At 68.2% G+C, this 14,925-nt stretch carries 17 protein-coding genes; 13 read left to right on the top strand and 4 right to left on the bottom strand.

Translation table 11 applies throughout. The features are described from left to right. Positions 1–75: 75 nt before the first annotated feature. The 3 genes from WJ16_RS11910 to WJ16_RS11920 all read right to left on the bottom strand — a co-directional run bounded on the left by WJ16_RS11910 (position 76) and on the right by WJ16_RS11920 (position 2,786). On the bottom strand, positions 76–1,050 hold the full coding sequence (locus tag WJ16_RS11910; protein WP_069257218.1) for a quinone oxidoreductase family protein: 975 nt from the start codon (positions 1,048–1,050) through the stop codon (positions 76–78). A gap of 500 nt (positions 1,051–1,550) precedes the next feature. Further along, positions 1,551–1,943, bottom strand: coding sequence for a methylglyoxal synthase (locus WJ16_RS11915; protein WP_006478230.1), 393 nt, complete (start codon positions 1,941–1,943; stop codon positions 1,551–1,553). Between the two features lie 63 nt (positions 1,944–2,006). Next, complete coding sequence (locus WJ16_RS11920) at positions 2,007–2,786, bottom strand: SDR family oxidoreductase (RefSeq protein WP_069257219.1); 780 nt, start codon at positions 2,784–2,786, stop codon at positions 2,007–2,009. A gap of 209 nt (positions 2,787–2,995) precedes the next feature. On the opposite strand from WJ16_RS11920, the gene upp reads away from it, so the two are divergent. From upp to WJ16_RS11985, 13 genes are all read left to right on the top strand, one after another. Next, positions 2,996–3,646 carry a uracil phosphoribosyltransferase gene (gene upp, locus WJ16_RS11925; protein WP_006481871.1) on the top strand — a complete coding sequence of 217 codons (651 nt, stop codon included), beginning with the start codon at positions 2,996–2,998 and terminating at the stop codon, positions 3,644–3,646. A gap of 198 nt (positions 3,647–3,844) precedes the next feature. Further along, on the top strand, positions 3,845–4,573 hold the full coding sequence (locus WJ16_RS11930) for a YebC/PmpR family DNA-binding transcriptional regulator (protein WP_069257220.1): 729 nt from the start codon (positions 3,845–3,847) through the stop codon (positions 4,571–4,573). 104 nt (positions 4,574–4,677) lie between these two features. Next, complete coding sequence (gene purD, locus WJ16_RS11935) at positions 4,678–5,955, top strand: phosphoribosylamine--glycine ligase (RefSeq protein ID WP_069257221.1); 1,278 nt, start codon at positions 4,678–4,680, stop codon at positions 5,953–5,955. A 118-nt stretch (positions 5,956–6,073) separates the two neighbouring features. Then, positions 6,074–6,997 (top strand): oxygen-dependent coproporphyrinogen oxidase, encoded by a 924-nt coding sequence (gene hemF / locus WJ16_RS11940; protein ID WP_069257222.1) that lies wholly within the window; start codon positions 6,074–6,076, stop codon positions 6,995–6,997. Positions 6,998–6,999: 2 nt separating this feature from the next. Then, positions 7,000–7,725, top strand: a complete 726-nt coding sequence (locus WJ16_RS11945) for a nicotinate-nucleotide adenylyltransferase (protein ID WP_404822516.1) — start codon at positions 7,000–7,002, stop codon at positions 7,723–7,725. Positions 7,726–7,729: 4 nt separating this feature from the next. Beyond that, on the top strand, positions 7,730–8,182 hold the full coding sequence (gene rsfS / locus WJ16_RS11950) for a ribosome silencing factor (protein ID WP_069257224.1): 453 nt from the start codon (positions 7,730–7,732) through the stop codon (positions 8,180–8,182). Positions 8,183–8,207: 25 nt separating this feature from the next. Then, positions 8,208–8,678, top strand: coding sequence for a 23S rRNA (pseudouridine(1915)-N(3))-methyltransferase RlmH (gene rlmH, locus WJ16_RS11955; RefSeq protein WP_069257225.1), 471 nt, complete (start codon positions 8,208–8,210; stop codon positions 8,676–8,678). 51 nt (positions 8,679–8,729) lie between these two features. Further along, positions 8,730–9,362: a Maf family protein gene (locus WJ16_RS11960; protein WP_069257226.1), complete on the top strand. Its 633-nt coding sequence runs from the start codon at positions 8,730–8,732 to the stop codon at positions 9,360–9,362. Positions 9,363–9,369: 7 nt separating this feature from the next. Next, the gene (gene rng / locus WJ16_RS11965; protein ID WP_069257227.1) at positions 9,370–10,839 is read left to right on the top strand and encodes a ribonuclease G; all 1,470 of its coding nucleotides are present in this window, start codon (positions 9,370–9,372) and stop codon (positions 10,837–10,839) included. Between the two features lie 126 nt (positions 10,840–10,965). Then, the gene (locus WJ16_RS11970; protein ID WP_069257228.1) at positions 10,966–11,301 is read left to right on the top strand and encodes a YggL 50S ribosome-binding family protein; all 336 of its coding nucleotides are present in this window, start codon (positions 10,966–10,968) and stop codon (positions 11,299–11,301) included. A gap of 266 nt (positions 11,302–11,567) precedes the next feature. Then, entirely contained in the window at positions 11,568–12,530 is a 963-nt protein-coding gene (locus WJ16_RS11975; protein WP_069257229.1) for a PRC-barrel domain-containing protein, read from the top strand. Next, a complete protein-coding gene (locus WJ16_RS11980; protein WP_069257230.1) occupies positions 12,527–13,789 on the top strand; it encodes an MFS transporter in 1,263 nt (420 codons plus the stop codon). Before WJ16_RS11975 ends, WJ16_RS11980 begins: the two co-directional genes overlap by 4 nt. 41 nt (positions 13,790–13,830) lie before the next feature. Beyond that, the gene (locus WJ16_RS11985) at positions 13,831–14,397 is read left to right on the top strand and encodes an FUSC family protein (RefSeq protein WP_069257231.1); all 567 of its coding nucleotides are present in this window, start codon (positions 13,831–13,833) and stop codon (positions 14,395–14,397) included. Between the two features lie 64 nt (positions 14,398–14,461). Here the strand turns inward: WJ16_RS11985 and WJ16_RS11990 are convergent, their stop codons facing one another. Continuing rightward, positions 14,462–14,842, bottom strand: coding sequence for an RcnB family protein (locus WJ16_RS11990; protein ID WP_069257232.1), 381 nt, complete (start codon positions 14,840–14,842; stop codon positions 14,462–14,464). Between the last annotated feature and the right edge of the window lie 83 nt (positions 14,843–14,925).

Below are 14,925 nucleotides of genomic sequence, written 5' to 3' on the forward strand. Positions count from 1 at the left end.
AGGCGGGACGGACGGCGCGAAGGCGCCGTCCGGAAAAAGCGCGTGCCGGCATGGCGCCGGCGCGCAGCAGGCAGATCAGGGAATCAGAATCGTCGAGCCGGTGGTCTTGCGCGCCTCGAGATCGGCATGCGCGCGACCGACTTCGGCGAGCGGATAACGCTGGTTGATACTCGTCTTCACCTTCCCCGACAGGATCACATCGAACAGCTCGGCGGCCGCGGCTTCGAGATCGGCGCGCTTCGCGATGTACGAGAACAACGTGGGCCGCGTGAAGAACAGCGAGCCGCGCGACGAGAATTCCTTCGAATCGATCGGCGGCAGCGGGCCCGACGCGCTGCCGAAGCTGACGAAGTAGCCGAGCGGCGCGAGGCAGTCGAGCGAGCCGATGTAGGTGTCCTTGCCGATCGAATCGTAGACGACCGGCACGCCCGCGCCGTTCGTGATCTCCTTCACGCGCTGCGTGAAGTTTTCGCGCGTATAGACGATCGGATGATCGCAACCGTGCGCCTTCGCGAGTTCGGCCTTCTCGTCGGAGCCGACCGTGCCGATCACCGTCACGCCGAGCGCCTTCGCCCACTGGCACACGAGCAGACCGACGCCGCCGGCCGCCGCATGGATCAGGATCGTGTCGCCGGCCTTCACCGGATAAGTGCGGCGCAGCAGGTAGTGCGCGGTCAGGCCCTGCAGCATCACCGATGCCGCGTCGTCGTAGCTGATCCCGTCGGGCAGCTTCACGAGCCGCTCGGCCGGCATCACGCGCTCCTGCGCGTATGCGCCCGGCGGCTGCCCGACGTACGCGACGCGGTCGCCCGCCTTGAGCGCGGTCACGCCTTCGCCGACGGCCGTCACCTCGCCCGCCGCCTCCATCCCGAGGCCGCCGGGCAGCGGCTGCGGATACAGGCCCGTGCGGAAATATACGTCGATGTAGTTGAGGCCGACCGCGTGCTGCTTCACGCGCACCTCTCCGGCTTTCGGTTCGCCGACCTCGACGTCGACCCACTTCATCACGTCCGGGCCGCCCGGCTGGTCGTATCGGATTGCTTTCGGCATCGTTTCGCTCCTCATTTGTCTGGAATCTGGAAATCCGGTCCGGCGAATGCATCGACGTCGCCACTGCGCGATGCGTGCGAGCGCGGGTCGCAGCGGACGATTCTCGCGCGTCGTGCGCGGTCGTGCAGCGCGTCGTCGCAATCCCTTCACAGTGGTAGGGTTTTCGCGGGAAACGGAATTGCCGAACCAAGTACGCGGGCGAGGCTCGCGGCGTCGAACCACTCGCAGCGATTTGATCGAAATCGCGCCCAATGATGGTCGTCACACTTCCACACGTTTAAATCGTCGCCTTTCGAGTCAGACGAATTCTCGTTCTGTCCGCGATGACCGGACCTGACTGCCACCCTGGGTCTGCGCCTGGCAGCCGGCAGGCGACAAGTCAAATCCGGAGAAATCGATTCGGAAGTGCTCGGCGATCTCAGGAAACGGCCACGAGATGCGCTGAAGGCCAGTGCGGCAGCCTTGGTCGCCCCTGTCTTGCGACAAAAATACCCGTGTCGTTAGCACACGTCCTGCATGTTGCGCGCCAGATCGTCGAGCAGCATCCGCGCGGTCGCGACGTTGGTCGCGACCGGCACGTCGTGCACGTCGCACGCACGCACCAGCGCGGTGATGTCGGGGTCGTGCGGCTGCGCGGTCATCGGATCGCGCAGGAACACGACGATGTCGACGCGGCCGTCGGCCAGTTCCGCGCCGATCTGCAGGTCGCCGCCGAGCGGCCCCGACAGCTTGCGCTCGACTTCGAGCCCGTGGGCAGCGGCGATCCGGCCGCCCGTCGTGCCGGTCGCGACCAGCCGGCACTGCGCGAGCGTCTCGCGATACTGGCCCGCGAGCGCGACGATCTCGTCCTTCTTCGCGTCGTGCGCAATCAATGCGATGCGGGGTTTGCTCATCTCCGGTTCCTTCGTCGTTCAGTGGTTGTCGTCATCGTGAATGGCGCGGTGCGCGTAGCGGCGTCAGAACGTGCCCGGATACGCGCCGCCGTCGAGCAGCCAGTTCTGCCCGGTGATGTACCCGGCGTGCACGCTGCACAGAAACGCGCAGGCCGCGCCGAATTCGGCGCGCGTGCCGAGGCGCCCGGCCGGGATGTCCTTCGTACGACGTGCGCGCATCTCGTCGACCGACACGCCCTGCGCCTTCGCCGACGCGGCGAGCGTCGTCGCGATCCGGTCGGTGTCGAACAGCCCCGGCAGCAGGTTGTTGATCGTCACGCCCTGCCCCGCGACCTTGCGCGACAGCCCCGCGACGAAGCCGGTCAGCCCCGAGCGCGCGCCGTTCGACAGCGCGAGCACGTCGATCGGCGCCTTCACGGCCGAGCTCGTGATGTTGACGATCCGGCCGAAGCCGCGCGCGATCATCCCGTCGACGGTCGCGCGAATCAGCTCGATCGGCGTCAGCATGTTCGATTCGAGCGCGCGGATCCAGTCGTCGTGCGAGAAGTCGCGAAAGTCGCCGGGCGGCGGGCCGCCGGCATTCGTCACGAGAATGTCCGGCTGCGGGCACGCGGCGAGCGCGGCCGCGCGGCCGTCCGGCGTCGTGATGTCGCACGCGACCGCCGTGACCGACACGTTCGCGCCGGCGCGGATCTCTTCCGCGGTTTCCTCCAGCGTGTCGCGCGTGCGCGCGACGATCACGAGGTTCACGCCCTCGGCGGCCAACGCTTCCGCGCAGCCGCGCCCGAGCCCCTTGCTTGCCGCGCACACGAGCGCGGTCTTTCCTTCAATGCCGAGATCCATCGTCGCTTTCCTGGTGGCGCGCGTACCGGCGCAGCCCCGCGTGACCGCCGGCGGGCGGGCGAACGGGCGTGCGCGGCACGCGGATTGTCGTGAGACGTCGATAATATCCGGATCGCGCGGCGCGCCTTGGTAAAATTGCGGCCATAAGCGATGGCCGGCCCGTGCCCGCCGCCGCCCCCGATCCCCTTTTGCCGCCAAGGCACCCCGTCATGAAACAGGACAGCCGTTTCCCGAACCTCTTCATCACCGATCATCCGCTGATCCAGCACAAGCTCACGCACATGCGCGACAAGGACACGTCCACGCGCACGTTCCGCGAGCTGCTGCGCGAGATCACGCTGCTGATGGGCTATGAGATCACCCGCAACCTGCCGATCACGACCAAGCGGGTCGAAACCCCGCTGGTGGCGGTCGACGCGCCGGTGATCGCGGGCAAGAAGCTCGCGATCGTGCCCGTGCTGCGCGCGGGCATCGGGATGTCGGACGGCCTGCTCGACCTGGTGCCGTCCGCGCGCGTCGGCCACATCGGCGTGTACCGCGCCGACGACCACCGCCCGGTCGAATACCTGGTGCGCCTGCCGGACCTGGAAGACCGCATCTTCATCCTGTGCGACCCGATGGTCGCGACCGGCTACTCGGCCGTGCACGCGGTCGACGTGCTCAAGCGCCGCAACGTGCCGGCCGCGAACATCATGTTCGTCGCGCTGGTCGCCGCGCCCGAGGGCGTGCAGGTGTTCCAGGACGCGCACCCGGACGTGAAGCTGTTCGTCGCGTCGCTCGACTCGCACCTGAACGAGCACGCGTACATCGTGCCGGGCCTCGGCGACGCGGGCGACCGCCTGTTCGGCACCAAGAACTGAGCACCTGCACGGCCGCGCGACGCGCGGCCTGGCCGTTCGGCCATGTGCGGCGGCCCCGATCCGGCGGTCGCCGCGTGATAAAATCTCGATCCACTCGACACGCGCGGCCCCGCGGCTTCATGCCCGCCGACACGGCCGCCGATTCAACGACACACTGAAACAATCGCCCGCGCTGCGCGCCCGGGCACGGAGAAAGGTATGGCTGGTCATTCGAAATGGGCCAACATCAAGCATAAGAAGGCAGCGGCCGACGCGAAGCGCGGCAAGATCTGGACCCGTCTGATCAAGGAAATCCAGGTGGCGGCGCGCCTCGGCGGCGGCGACGTCACCTCGAACCCGCGCCTGCGTCTCGCGGTCGACAAGGCGGCCGACGCGAACATGCCGAAGGACAACGTCAAGCGCGCGATCGATCGCGGCGTCGGCGGCGCGGACGGCGCGAACTACGAAGAGATCCGTTACGAAGGCTACGGCATCAGCGGCGCGGCGATCATCGTCGACACGCTGACCGACAACCGCACCCGCACGGTCGCGGAAGTCCGCCACGCGTTCTCGAAGTTCGGCGGCAACATGGGCACCGACGGCTCGGTCGCGTTCATGTTCGATCACGTCGGCCAGTTCCTGTTCGCTCCGGGCACGTCGGAAGACGCGCTGATGGAAGCCGCGCTCGAAGCCGGCGCGAACGACGTGAACACGAACGACGACGGCTCGATCGAAGTGCTGTGCGACTGGCAGGAATTCTCGAAGGTGAAGGACGCGCTCGAAGCCGGCGGCTTCAAGGCCGAACTCGCCGAAGTGACGATGAAGCCGCAGAACGAAGTCGAGTTCACCGGCGACGACGCGGCGAAGATGCAGAAGCTCCTGGACGCGCTCGAGAACCTCGACGACGTGCAGGACGTGTATACGAACGCCGTCATCGTCGAGGAATGATGTGCCGGCCGCCGTGCTCCTGTCGCGGCGGCGGCCCGACCGAATCCGCGGCCGGCGCGCCTGAGCGTGCCGGCCGCCCTGTTTTCTAGTCTGCGGGGAATCCCATGAAACTACTCGTCGTCGGTTCCGGCGGCCGCGAACATGCGCTGGCGTGGAAGCTCGCGCAGTCGCCGCGCGTCCAGATGGTCTACGTCGCGCCCGGCAATGGCGGCACGGCGCAGGACGAGCGCCTGAAGAACGTCGACATCACGGCGCTCGACGAACTCGCCGATTTCGCGGAACGCGAAGGCGTCGCGTTCACGCTCGTCGGGCCGGAAGCGCCGCTTGCGGCCGGCATCGTCAACCTGTTCCGCGCACGCGGCCTGAAGGTGTTCGGCCCGACCCGCGAAGCCGCGCAGCTCGAAAGCTCGAAGGATTTCGCGAAGGCGTTCATGAAGCGCCACGGCATCCCGACCGCCGAGTACGAAACGTTCTCCGACGTGGCCGCCGCCCACGCGTACATCGACGCGAAGGGCGCGCCGATCGTCGTGAAGGCCGACGGCCTCGCGGCCGGCAAGGGCGTCGTCGTCGCGATGACGCTGGAAGAAGCGCATGCGGCCGTCGACATGATGCTGTCGGGCAACAAGCTCGGCGACGCCGGCGCGCGTGTCGTGATCGAGGAATTCCTCGACGGCGAGGAAGCGAGCTTCATCGTGATGGTCGACGGCAAGCACGCGCTCGCGCTGGCTTCCAGCCAGGATCACAAGCGCCTGCTCGACGAGGATCGCGGCCCGAACACGGGCGGCATGGGCGCGTATTCGCCCGCGCCGATCGTCACGCCGCAGATGCACGCACGCGTGATGCGCGAGATCATCATGCCGACGGTGCGCGGGATGGAGAAGGACGGCATCCGCTTCACGGGCTTCCTGTATGCGGGCCTGATGATCGACAAGGAAGGCAATCCGCGCACGCTCGAGTTCAACTGCCGGATGGGCGATCCGGAAACGCAGCCGATCATGGCGCGCCTGAAGAGCGATTTCTCGAAGGTCGTCGAGCAGGCGATCGCAGGCACGCTCGATACGGTCGAGCTCGACTGGGACCGCCGTACCGCACTCGGCGTCGTGCTGGCCGCGCACGGCTATCCGGACGCGCCGCGCAAGGGCGACCGCATCAACGGGATCCCGGCCGAGACCGAACAGGCGGTCACGTTCCATGCGGGCACGACGCTCGACGGCGACAAGCTGACGACGTCCGGCGGCCGCGTGCTGTGCGTGGTCGGCCTCGCCGATTCGGTGCGCGAAGCGCAGCAGCATGCGTACGACACGATCAACCAGATCAATTTCGAAGGCATGCAGTACCGCCGCGACATCGGCTTTCGCGCGCTCAACCGCAAGAGCGCTTGACGCCGCCATCGCCGCTTAGCCGCTGCGCGGCGGCGGCCACTCTGCCGGGGTTCGATAGAATGCCCGGCAGAGGCTTTTTTTACGGCCCCCGCTTCGGGCGGGAGCACCCAGTCCAGACATGACCGATTCGACCTACGACGTGGCGCGTGTGCGCACGTACCTTCAGGGCCTGCAAACACGCATCGCCGACGCGCTCGGCGCGCTCGACGGCACGCCGCTCGCCACCGACACGTGGCAGCGCGAGCCGGGCGAGCGCCTGCGCGGCGGCGGCTGCACGCGCATTCTCGAAGGCAGCCGCGTATTCGAACGCGCGGGGATCGGCTTTTCCGACGTCGCGGGCGATGCGCTGCCGCCGTCGGCGAGCGCGGCACGCCCGCAGCTCGCGGGCCGCGGCTTCGAGGCGCTCGGCGTGTCGCTGGTGCTGCACCCGCGCAACCCGTACTGCCCGACCGTGCACATGAACGTGCGGATGCTGATCGCGACGAAACCGGGCGAAGCGCCCGTGTTCTGGTTCGGCGGCGGCATGGATCTGACACCCGTTTACGGTTTCGAGGACGACGCGCGGCATTTCCACCAGACCTGCAAGGATGCGCTCGACCCGTTCGGCGTCGAGCTCTACCCGCGCTTCAAGAAATGGTGCGACGAGTATTTCTTCCTGAAGCACCGCAACGAGATGCGCGGCATCGGCGGGATCTTCTTCGACGATTTCTCGGAGCCCGGTTTCGAACGCTCGTTTGACATGATGCAAAGCGTCGGCGACGCGTTCCTGCAAGCGTACCTGCCGATCGTCGAGCGCCGCGCGACGCTGCCGTACGGCGAGCGCGAGCGCGACTTCCAGGCGTACCGCCGCGGCCGCTACGTCGAATTCAACCTCGTGTTCGACCGCGGCACGCTGTTCGGCCTGCAAAGCGGCGGCCGCACCGAGTCGATCCTGATGTCGATGCCGCCGGTCGCGAACTGGCGCTACAACTGGCAACCCGAGCCGGGTTCGCCTGAAGCGCGCCTGTACAGCGACTTCATCGTGCCGCGCGACTGGGTCTGACCCTGCCTCAACACAAGGACGCGTTTCTGAACACCACCGCCCGCCCCGCCCCGCTGCCGCGTCGTATCGGCCTGCTGGGCGGCACTTTCGACCCGATCCACGACGGCCATCTCGCGCTCGCGCGCCGGTTCGCCGCGCTGCTCGACCTGACCGAACTCGTGCTGCTGCCCGCCGGACAGCCGTACCAGAAGCGCGACGTGTCGGCCGCCGAGCACCGGCTCGCGATGACGCGCGCGGCCGCCGGCTCGCTGTCCGTGCCGGGCGTGACCGTGACCGTCGCCACCGACGAGATCGAGCATACCGGCCCGACCTACACGGTCGAGACGCTCGCGCGCTGGCGCGAACGGATCGGCCCGCACACGTCGCTGTCGCTGCTGATCGGCGCCGACCAGCTCGTGCGCCTCGACACGTGGCGCGACTGGCGCAAGCTGTTCGATTACGCGCACATCTGCGTGTCGACGCGCCCGGGTTTCGACCTGGGCGCGGCGCCGCCGGACGTCGCGCAGGAAATCGCCGCGCGGCAGGCCGGCTCCGACGTGCTGAAGGCCACGCCGGCCGGCTGCCTGCTGATCGATACGACCCTTTCGTTCGACATCGCCGCGACCGACATCCGCGCGCACCTGCGCGAATGCATCGCACGCCATGCGCAAATGCCCGACGCATCGGCCGAACATGTGCCGGCCGCCGTATGGGCCTATATTCTTCAACATCGCCTCTACCATTCCTGATTCCATGGATATTCGCAAACTGCAGCGCGTGATCGTCGACGCCCTCGAAGACGTCAAGGCGCAAGACATCAAGGTGTTCAACACCAGCCACCTGACCGAACTGTTCGACCGCGTGGTCGTCGCCTCGGGCACCTCCAACCGCCAGACCAAGGCCCTCGCGTCGAGTGTGCGCGACAAGGTCAAGGAAGCCGGCGGGGACATCGTCAGCTCCGAGGGCGAAGACACCGGCGAATGGGTGCTCGTCGACTGCGGCGACGCGATCGTGCACATCCTGCAACCGGCCCTGCGCCAGTACTACAACCTCGAGGAAATCTGGGGCGACAAGCCCGTGCGGATGAAGCTCGGCGGCGGCAAGGGCAACGGCTTCGCGACGGCCAGCGAAAGCGACGGCGACGAGGACGAAGAAGAAGCCGCGCCCGCCCGTCCGGCACGCAAGACGGCCGCCCGCCGCCGTTGAGCGCTGGGTCGTTACACGTGTCCCGATGAAGCTTTTCATCCTTGCGGTCGGCCACAAGATGCCGGGCTGGATCGCATCCGGCTTCGACGAATACACGAAGCGGATGCCGCCCGAGCTGCGCATCGAGTTGCGCGAGATCAAGCCTGAACTGCGTTCGGGCGGCCGCAGCGCCGAAAGCGTGATGGCGGCCGAGCGGCAGAAGATCGAGGCCGCGTTGCCGAAGGGCGCGCGCGTCGTCGCGCTCGACGAGCGCGGCCGCGACTGGACCACGATGCAGCTCGCGCAGGCGCTGCCCGGCTGGCAGCAGGACGGCCGCGACGTCGCGTTCGTGATCGGCGGCGCCGACGGCCTCGATCCGGAACTGAAAGCGCGGGCCGATACGCTGCTGCGCATCTCGAGCATGACGCTGCCGCACGGAATGGTGCGCGTGCTGCTCGCCGAACAGCTTTACCGGGCGTGGAGCATCACGCAGAATCACCCCTACCACCGCGCATGACGTGTCGTCCTCGAGACGCGCGCCGCGCGCGCACACCGAGATAACGACACCATGCCGTCCAGCACGCCCCCCGCGCTTTTCCCGACCCTTTACCTCGCTTCGCAAAGCCCGCGCCGCCAGGAGCTGCTGCAGCAGATCGGCGTGCGTTTCGAGCTGCTGCTGCCGCGCCCCGACGAAGACGCCGAGGCGCTCGAGGCCGAGCTGCCCGGCGAAGCCGCCGATGCCTACGTGCGGCGCGTGACCATCGCGAAGGCCGAGGCCGCGCGTGCGCGCCTCGTTGCGAGCGGCAAGCCGGCCTCGCCGGTGCTGGTCGCCGATACCACCGTCACGATCGACGGCGCGATCCTCGGCAAGCCGGCCGACGCCGACGACGCGCTCGCGATGCTCACGCGCCTCGCGGGCCGCGAACACGCGGTGCTGACCGCCGTCGCCGTGATCGATGCCGACGGCAAGCTGCTGCCGCCCGCGCTGTCGCGCTCGTCGGTGCGCTTCGCGGCAGCGTCGCGCGACGCATACGCACGCTACGTCGAATCGGGCGAGCCGTTCGGCAAGGCCGGCGCATACGCGATCCAGGGGCGCGCCGCCGAATTCATCGAGCGAATCGACGGTTCCCATTCAGGTATCATGGGTCTGCCCCTTTTTGAGACTGCCGCGCTGCTCCGCACCGCGCGCGTCGCCTTCTGAACCCACCATGAACGAAGAAATCCTGATCAACCTCACGCCGCAGGAAACGCGGGTCGCACTCGTGCAGCAAGGCGCGGTGCAGGAGCTTCACGTCGAGCGCACGCTGTCGCGCGGGCGGGTCGGCAACATCTATCTCGGCAAGGTCGTGCGCGTGCTGCCCGGCATGCAATCGGCGTTCATCGACATCGGCCTCGAACGCGCGGCGTTCCTGCACGTCGCCGACATCTGGCATCCGCGGCTTGCGGGCGAGCCGCAGTCGGGCGCGCCGCACCAGCCGATCGAGAAGATCGTGTTCGAGGGCCAGACGCTGATGGTCCAGGTCATCAAGGATCCGATCGGCACGAAAGGCGCGCGGCTGTCGACGCAGGTCAGCATCGCGGGCCGCACGCTCGTCTATCTGCCGCAGGAGCCGCATATCGGCATCTCGCAGAAGATCGAGAGCGAGGCCGAACGCGAGGCCGTGCGCGCGCGCCTGACCGCCGTGATCCCGGCGGACGAGAAAGGCGGCTACATCGTGCGCACGATCGCCGAGGATGCGACCTCCGACGAACTCGCCGGCGACGTCACGTACCTGCGCAAGACGTGGGCGACCATCGTCAGCCAGGCGCAGCGGCTGCCGGCGACGAGCCTGCTGTACCAGGATCTCGATCTCGCGCAGCGCGTGCTGCGCGATTTCGCGAACGACGACACGACGCGCATCCAGGTCGATTCGCGCGAGACGTACCAGCGCCTCGCGGAATTCGCGGGCGAGTTCACGCCGGCCGTGAGCCCGAAGCTGCACCACTACACGGGCGAGCGGCCGCTGTTCGACCTGTACAACATCGAGACAGAGATCCAGCGCGCGCTGTCGCGCCGCGTCGACCTGAAGTCGGGCGGCTACCTGATGATCGACCAGACCGAGGCGATGACGACGATCGACGTGAACACCGGCGGCTACGTCGGCGCACGCAACTTCGACGACACGATCTTCAAGACCAACCTCGAGGCCGCGCACACGATCGCGCGGCAGCTGCGGCTGCGCAACCTCGGCGGGATCATCATCATCGACTTCATCGACATGGAGAATGCCGAGCATCGCGACGCGGTGCTGTCCGAACTGAAGAAGGCGCTGTCGCGCGACCGCACGCGCGTGACGGTCAACGGCTTCTCGCAGCTCGGGCTCGTCGAGATGACGCGCAAGCGCACGCGCGAATCGCTCGCGCACGTGCTGTGCGAGCCGTGCCCGACCTGTCAGGGCAAGGGCCAGGTGAAGACCTCGCGCACCGTGTGCTACGACATCCTGCGCGAGATCCTGCGCGAATCGCGCCAGTTCAACCCGCGCGAATTCCGCGTGATCGCCGCGCAACAGGTGATCGACCTGTTCCTCGACGAAGAGTCGCAGCATCTCGCGATGCTGATCGACTTCATCGGCAAGCCGGTGTCGCTGCAGGTGGAGTCGAATCTGAGCCAGGAGCAGTACGATATCGTGCTGATGTAATGTTCCGCCATCCGCCGCAGGCAACGGCGCGCGGCGCTTCGATGCGGTGCCCGGGCCGCCCGCGCATATCGCGCCGGCACGCGCCGCCGCCCTTTCTACCGACCCTTTTCGCATTTACTGCACACCATGAGCCAACGCCACAACCGCCGGCAGCGCAAGAAACTCCACATTGCCGAATTCCAGGAGCTCGCGTTCAACGCCACCGCCCACTACCGCAACGAACTGTCCGATCTCGAACGCGGCCAGCTGATCGACGCGTTCATCGACTTCGTCGAAGCGAACGGGCTGCTGACCGTCGCGTCGGCGGACGAAGGCATCGGCGCGTACGTGATTTCCGGCGCGCCGCGCGGCACGACGACCGACGCCGACCGCGAACTCGTGCGCGGCTGGCTGGCCGCACGGCCGGAACTGACCGACGTCAAGGTCAGCGAATTCACCGATGCGTGGTACCCGGACGCCTGAGTTTCCGGTTTCTCCTGCTTCGTCCGGCGCACGCGCCGGACGCACTCGCGGCGTGCCGGGCACCCGGCGCATGGCTCCCGTCACCCCGCCGCCCCACCCCGCCATCCCTTCCTTTTTCCCGACAGTCCGCCTTCAGCACGCCACTGAAATCGGACCTGAAAGCAAGACACGTTAAAATCCCACCTCGCGTGGTGCGCCGCCCGCACCCGCCATCCATCGCCAGCCGCGTGCCCTCGGGCCGCCCCCGACCCATGGAGTGAGTGTCAATGAGCGGCGGACCTCCGTTTCCCGCATCCCGCAAGTCGTTGCCGTCCTCGACGGTCTTCCTGATCCTCGCCGCCGCCGCGCTGCTGTCCGGCTGCGGGCTGCTGCCGGTCCAGAACCCGCCCGCGCCGATCAGCGAGGCGCTCGTCGAGCCCGTCGAGGAGACCGCCGGCGAACCGCTGACGATACCGCCGATGCCGGCGCCGACGCACCCGGAGGAACCGGAAGCGCCGAAGAAGCCGCATCGCGAAGTCACGCGGCCGAAGCCCGTGCAGCGCCCCGAATCGCCGACACCGCCGCCCCCGCCACCGCCGCCGATCGTCGCGACGCGCCCGCTTGACCGCACCCAGATCCATGCGCTGCTCGACAGCGAAGTCGCGCGTCGCAACGGCAAGGTGATCGGCCGCGCGGTCGACATGGTGACCGACGCGAGCGGCAAGCCGCGCGAGATGATCGTCAATCTGCAGGGCTTCATGGGCGTGGGCGACCGCAAGGTCATCTTCCCGTGGAACGTGTTCCGCTTCACGCCGGGAGGCAAACAGGAGCCGATCGTGCTCGACGTGCCGTCGGGCGACCTGCCGCCGGCCGCGCGCCCCAAGGCCGTGCCGCTGTCCGGCACGGCCGCGGCCTCGCCCGCGACGCGGCTGCAGATGCTCGACAGCGACGTCGAACGCCCGAACGGCACGAAGATCGGCCGCATCGTCGACGTGCTGATCGACCGCGCCGCGCAGCCGCAGGCCGTCGTGCTCGACCTCGGCGGCCTCGTCAATACCGACCGCCGGTCGATCGCCGCGAGTTGGGGCGCGCTGCGCTTCGTCACGCGCGACAAGGCGCTGCGCCCGCAACTCGACCTGAACGACGCACAGATCAAGGCATCGCCGCCCTACACGGCCGACAAGCCGATCGTCGCGGTCTACCCGCCCGTTGCTCCGGCACCGGCTTCGTCTGCGAGTGCGACCCGATGACGATCAAGCATTCCGTCAGCGTACGCAGTCTGCGGTCCCTCGACTGGCTCAACTTCTTCGTTGCAAACGTTCAAACCGGGTTCGGTCCGTTCATCGCGTCCTACCTCGCGTCGCACAAGTGGACGCAGGGCGAGATCGGCATGGTGCTGTCGATCGGCACGATCAGCGCGATGGTCAGCCAGGTGCCGGGCGGCGCGGCCGTCGATGCGCTGAAGAACAAGAAAGGCGCGGCCGCATGGGCGATCGCGGCCATCATTCTGTCCGCGGTGCTGCTCGCGTCGAGCCCGACGATCGTGCCGGTGATCGCCGCCGAGGTGTTCCACGGCTTCGCGAGCTGCATGCTCGTGCCGGCGATGGCCGCGATCTCGTTCTCGCTCGTCGGCCGTGCCGACCTCGGCGACCGGCTCGGCCGCAACGCGCGCTGGGCGTCGATCGGCAGCGCAGTCGCGGCGGGCCTGATGGGGCTCACCGGCGAATACTTCTCGGCGCGCGCGGTGTTCTGGCTGACCGCCGTGCTGGCGCTGCCCGCGCTGTTCGCGCTCGCGATGATCCAGCCGACGCACGAGGTGATCCCGCAGTCGTCGAAACCCGACGATCACGCCGACGAAGCCGGCGAGCGCGAAACGCTGCTCGAACTGCTGCGCGACCGCCGGATGCTGATCTTCGCGGCGTGCGTCGTGCTGTTCCACCTGTCGAACGCGGCGATGCTGAACCTCGCGGCCGGCGAAGTCACGGCCGGCATGGGCGAGAACGTGCAGCTCGTGATTGCCGCGTGCATCATCGTGCCGCAGGCGATCGTCGCGATGCTGTCGCCGTGGGTCGGGCGCTCCGCGCAGCGCTGGGGCCGCCGGCCGATCCTGCTGCTCGGCTTCTCCGCGCTGCCGGTGCGCGCGCTGCTGTTCGCGGGCGTGAGCAGCCCGTACCTGCTGGTGCCCGTGCAGATGCTCGACGGCATCAGCGCGGCCGTGTTCGGCGTGATGCTGCCGCTGATCGCGGCCGACGTCGCGGGCGGCAAAGGCCGCTACAACCTGTGCATCGGGCTGTTCGGCCTCGCCGCCGGGATCGGCGCGACGCTCAGCACGGCCGCGGCCGGCTACGTCGCCGATCACTTCGGCAATGCCGTCAGCTTCTTCGGGCTCGCGGGCGCCGGTGCGCTCGCGGTGCTGCTGGTCTGGCTCGTGATGCCTGAGACGCGTGTCGAGAACGGCGACGCGGCCGCGAACGAGCCGGCCGCCGCATCGCCCGAGCAGGCACACTGACGCCCGCGCGCCGCCGTTACGCGCTCCTTGGCCAACGCATGATGGATACGATCAGGACACTCAACGAAGCCCGCCAGCAGATCCAGCAGTCGATCTTCGATCTCTTCAAGGGACTGTCGTTCGGCGAACGGCTCGCGCAAGGCGCACTGATGGCGCTGCAGGCCGTGTGCGGCGCGTGCCTCGCGTATGCAATCGGCCGCGCGATGCATTCCGAGCAGGCCGTGTGGGCGTCGATCACCGCAATCGCCGTGACGCAGCACAACTACTCGGACACGATGTCGCTGTCGCGCGACCAGTTCGTCGGCGCGATGGTCGGCGGGTTGCTCGGCTTCGCCGGCGCGGCGCTCGGCGGCGACCGCCTCGTCGCGTACGCGATTACCGTCGCGGTCGTGATCGTCTGCTGCTGGTGTCTGAACGTCGGCAGCGCGGCCCGGCTCGGCGGCGTGACCGCGACGATCGTGCTGCTGTTTCCGGGCAACGGCCCGCTGTGGGACATTCCGCTGATACGGCTCGGCGAGGTGACGCTCGGCACCGTGTGCGCGCTGGGCGTGTGCTGGGTGATGTCGAAAATCGAACGCCGCTGGTTCCGTCACGCAGCGGCAAAATAACGCGACGAACCGGCTGCGCGACGCGCATCGCGACCTCGCGATGCGCGTCGGGCGATCGGGCGGGTCAGTCGCCGATCCGCAGCACGATGCCGGAACCGATCTGCACCAGCAGGTGATCGCCGCCGACGCCGACCCATTGATAGCCGCGCGGCGGCGGGCTCAGGTGATAGCCGCGCCAGTCGTCGATCACGTACTGGCGATCGCGGAACTCGGGCGGAAGCCGGTCGCCTCTGTGCCACTCGCGGCGCGGCTGGTCGGCCCAGCGCGGGGGTACGTCGTCCTCATGATGCATCTGGCCGGGCGGCATGCGTTTCGGGCCGTGGCCGTGCTGCATGCCGCGGCCGCCGTGGTCATCGTGGTTGTCGTGGTCCTGCGCCATCGCGGCCGGCGCGGCGAAACCCGCCGCGATCAGCGCGGCCAGCATCATCCCGTGCATCTTCTTCATCGTGCCTTCCCTCCGTGTTGTCACGTCGAACGAAACCACCTGAACTACCCGATGAAGACTAGCACACGGCATCGCGCGGCCGC

It is taken from the genome of Burkholderia metallica, from assembly GCF_001718555.1.
Classification (GTDB): Bacteria; Pseudomonadota; Gammaproteobacteria; order Burkholderiales; family Burkholderiaceae; genus Burkholderia; species Burkholderia metallica.

Excerpts from the sequence above, each read along its gene's own strand:
- WJ16_RS11960 (WP_069257226.1), top strand. The coding sequence starts at position 8,730 with ATGCCGTCCAGCACGCCCCCCGCGCTTTTCCCGACCCTTTACCTCGCT.
- WJ16_RS11920 (WP_069257219.1), bottom strand. The coding sequence starts at position 2,786 with ATGGATCTCGGCATTGAAGGAAAGACCGCGCTCGTGTGCGCGGCAAGC.
- rng (WP_069257227.1), top strand. The coding sequence starts at position 9,370 with ATGAACGAAGAAATCCTGATCAACCTCACGCCGCAGGAAACGCGGGTC.
- WJ16_RS11930 (WP_069257220.1), top strand. The coding sequence starts at position 3,845 with ATGGCTGGTCATTCGAAATGGGCCAACATCAAGCATAAGAAGGCAGCG.
- WJ16_RS11990 (WP_069257232.1), bottom strand. The coding sequence starts at position 14,842 with ATGAAGAAGATGCACGGGATGATGCTGGCCGCGCTGATCGCGGCGGGT.
- WJ16_RS11910 (WP_069257218.1), bottom strand. The coding sequence starts at position 1,050 with ATGCCGAAAGCAATCCGATACGACCAGCCGGGCGGCCCGGACGTGATG.
- WJ16_RS11975 (WP_069257229.1), top strand. The coding sequence starts at position 11,568 with ATGAGCGGCGGACCTCCGTTTCCCGCATCCCGCAAGTCGTTGCCGTCC.
- WJ16_RS11970 (WP_069257228.1), top strand. The coding sequence starts at position 10,966 with ATGAGCCAACGCCACAACCGCCGGCAGCGCAAGAAACTCCACATTGCC.
- WJ16_RS11985 (WP_069257231.1), top strand. The coding sequence starts at position 13,831 with ATGGATACGATCAGGACACTCAACGAAGCCCGCCAGCAGATCCAGCAG.
- WJ16_RS11980 (WP_069257230.1), top strand. The coding sequence starts at position 12,527 with ATGACGATCAAGCATTCCGTCAGCGTACGCAGTCTGCGGTCCCTCGAC.
- purD (WP_069257221.1), top strand. The coding sequence starts at position 4,678 with ATGAAACTACTCGTCGTCGGTTCCGGCGGCCGCGAACATGCGCTGGCG.
- WJ16_RS11915 (WP_006478230.1), bottom strand. The coding sequence starts at position 1,943 with ATGAGCAAACCCCGCATCGCATTGATTGCGCACGACGCGAAGAAGGAC.
- rsfS (WP_069257224.1), top strand. The coding sequence starts at position 7,730 with ATGGATATTCGCAAACTGCAGCGCGTGATCGTCGACGCCCTCGAAGAC.
- hemF (WP_069257222.1), top strand. The coding sequence starts at position 6,074 with ATGACCGATTCGACCTACGACGTGGCGCGTGTGCGCACGTACCTTCAG.
- upp (WP_006481871.1), top strand. The coding sequence starts at position 2,996 with ATGAAACAGGACAGCCGTTTCCCGAACCTCTTCATCACCGATCATCCG.
- rlmH (WP_069257225.1), top strand. The coding sequence starts at position 8,208 with ATGAAGCTTTTCATCCTTGCGGTCGGCCACAAGATGCCGGGCTGGATC.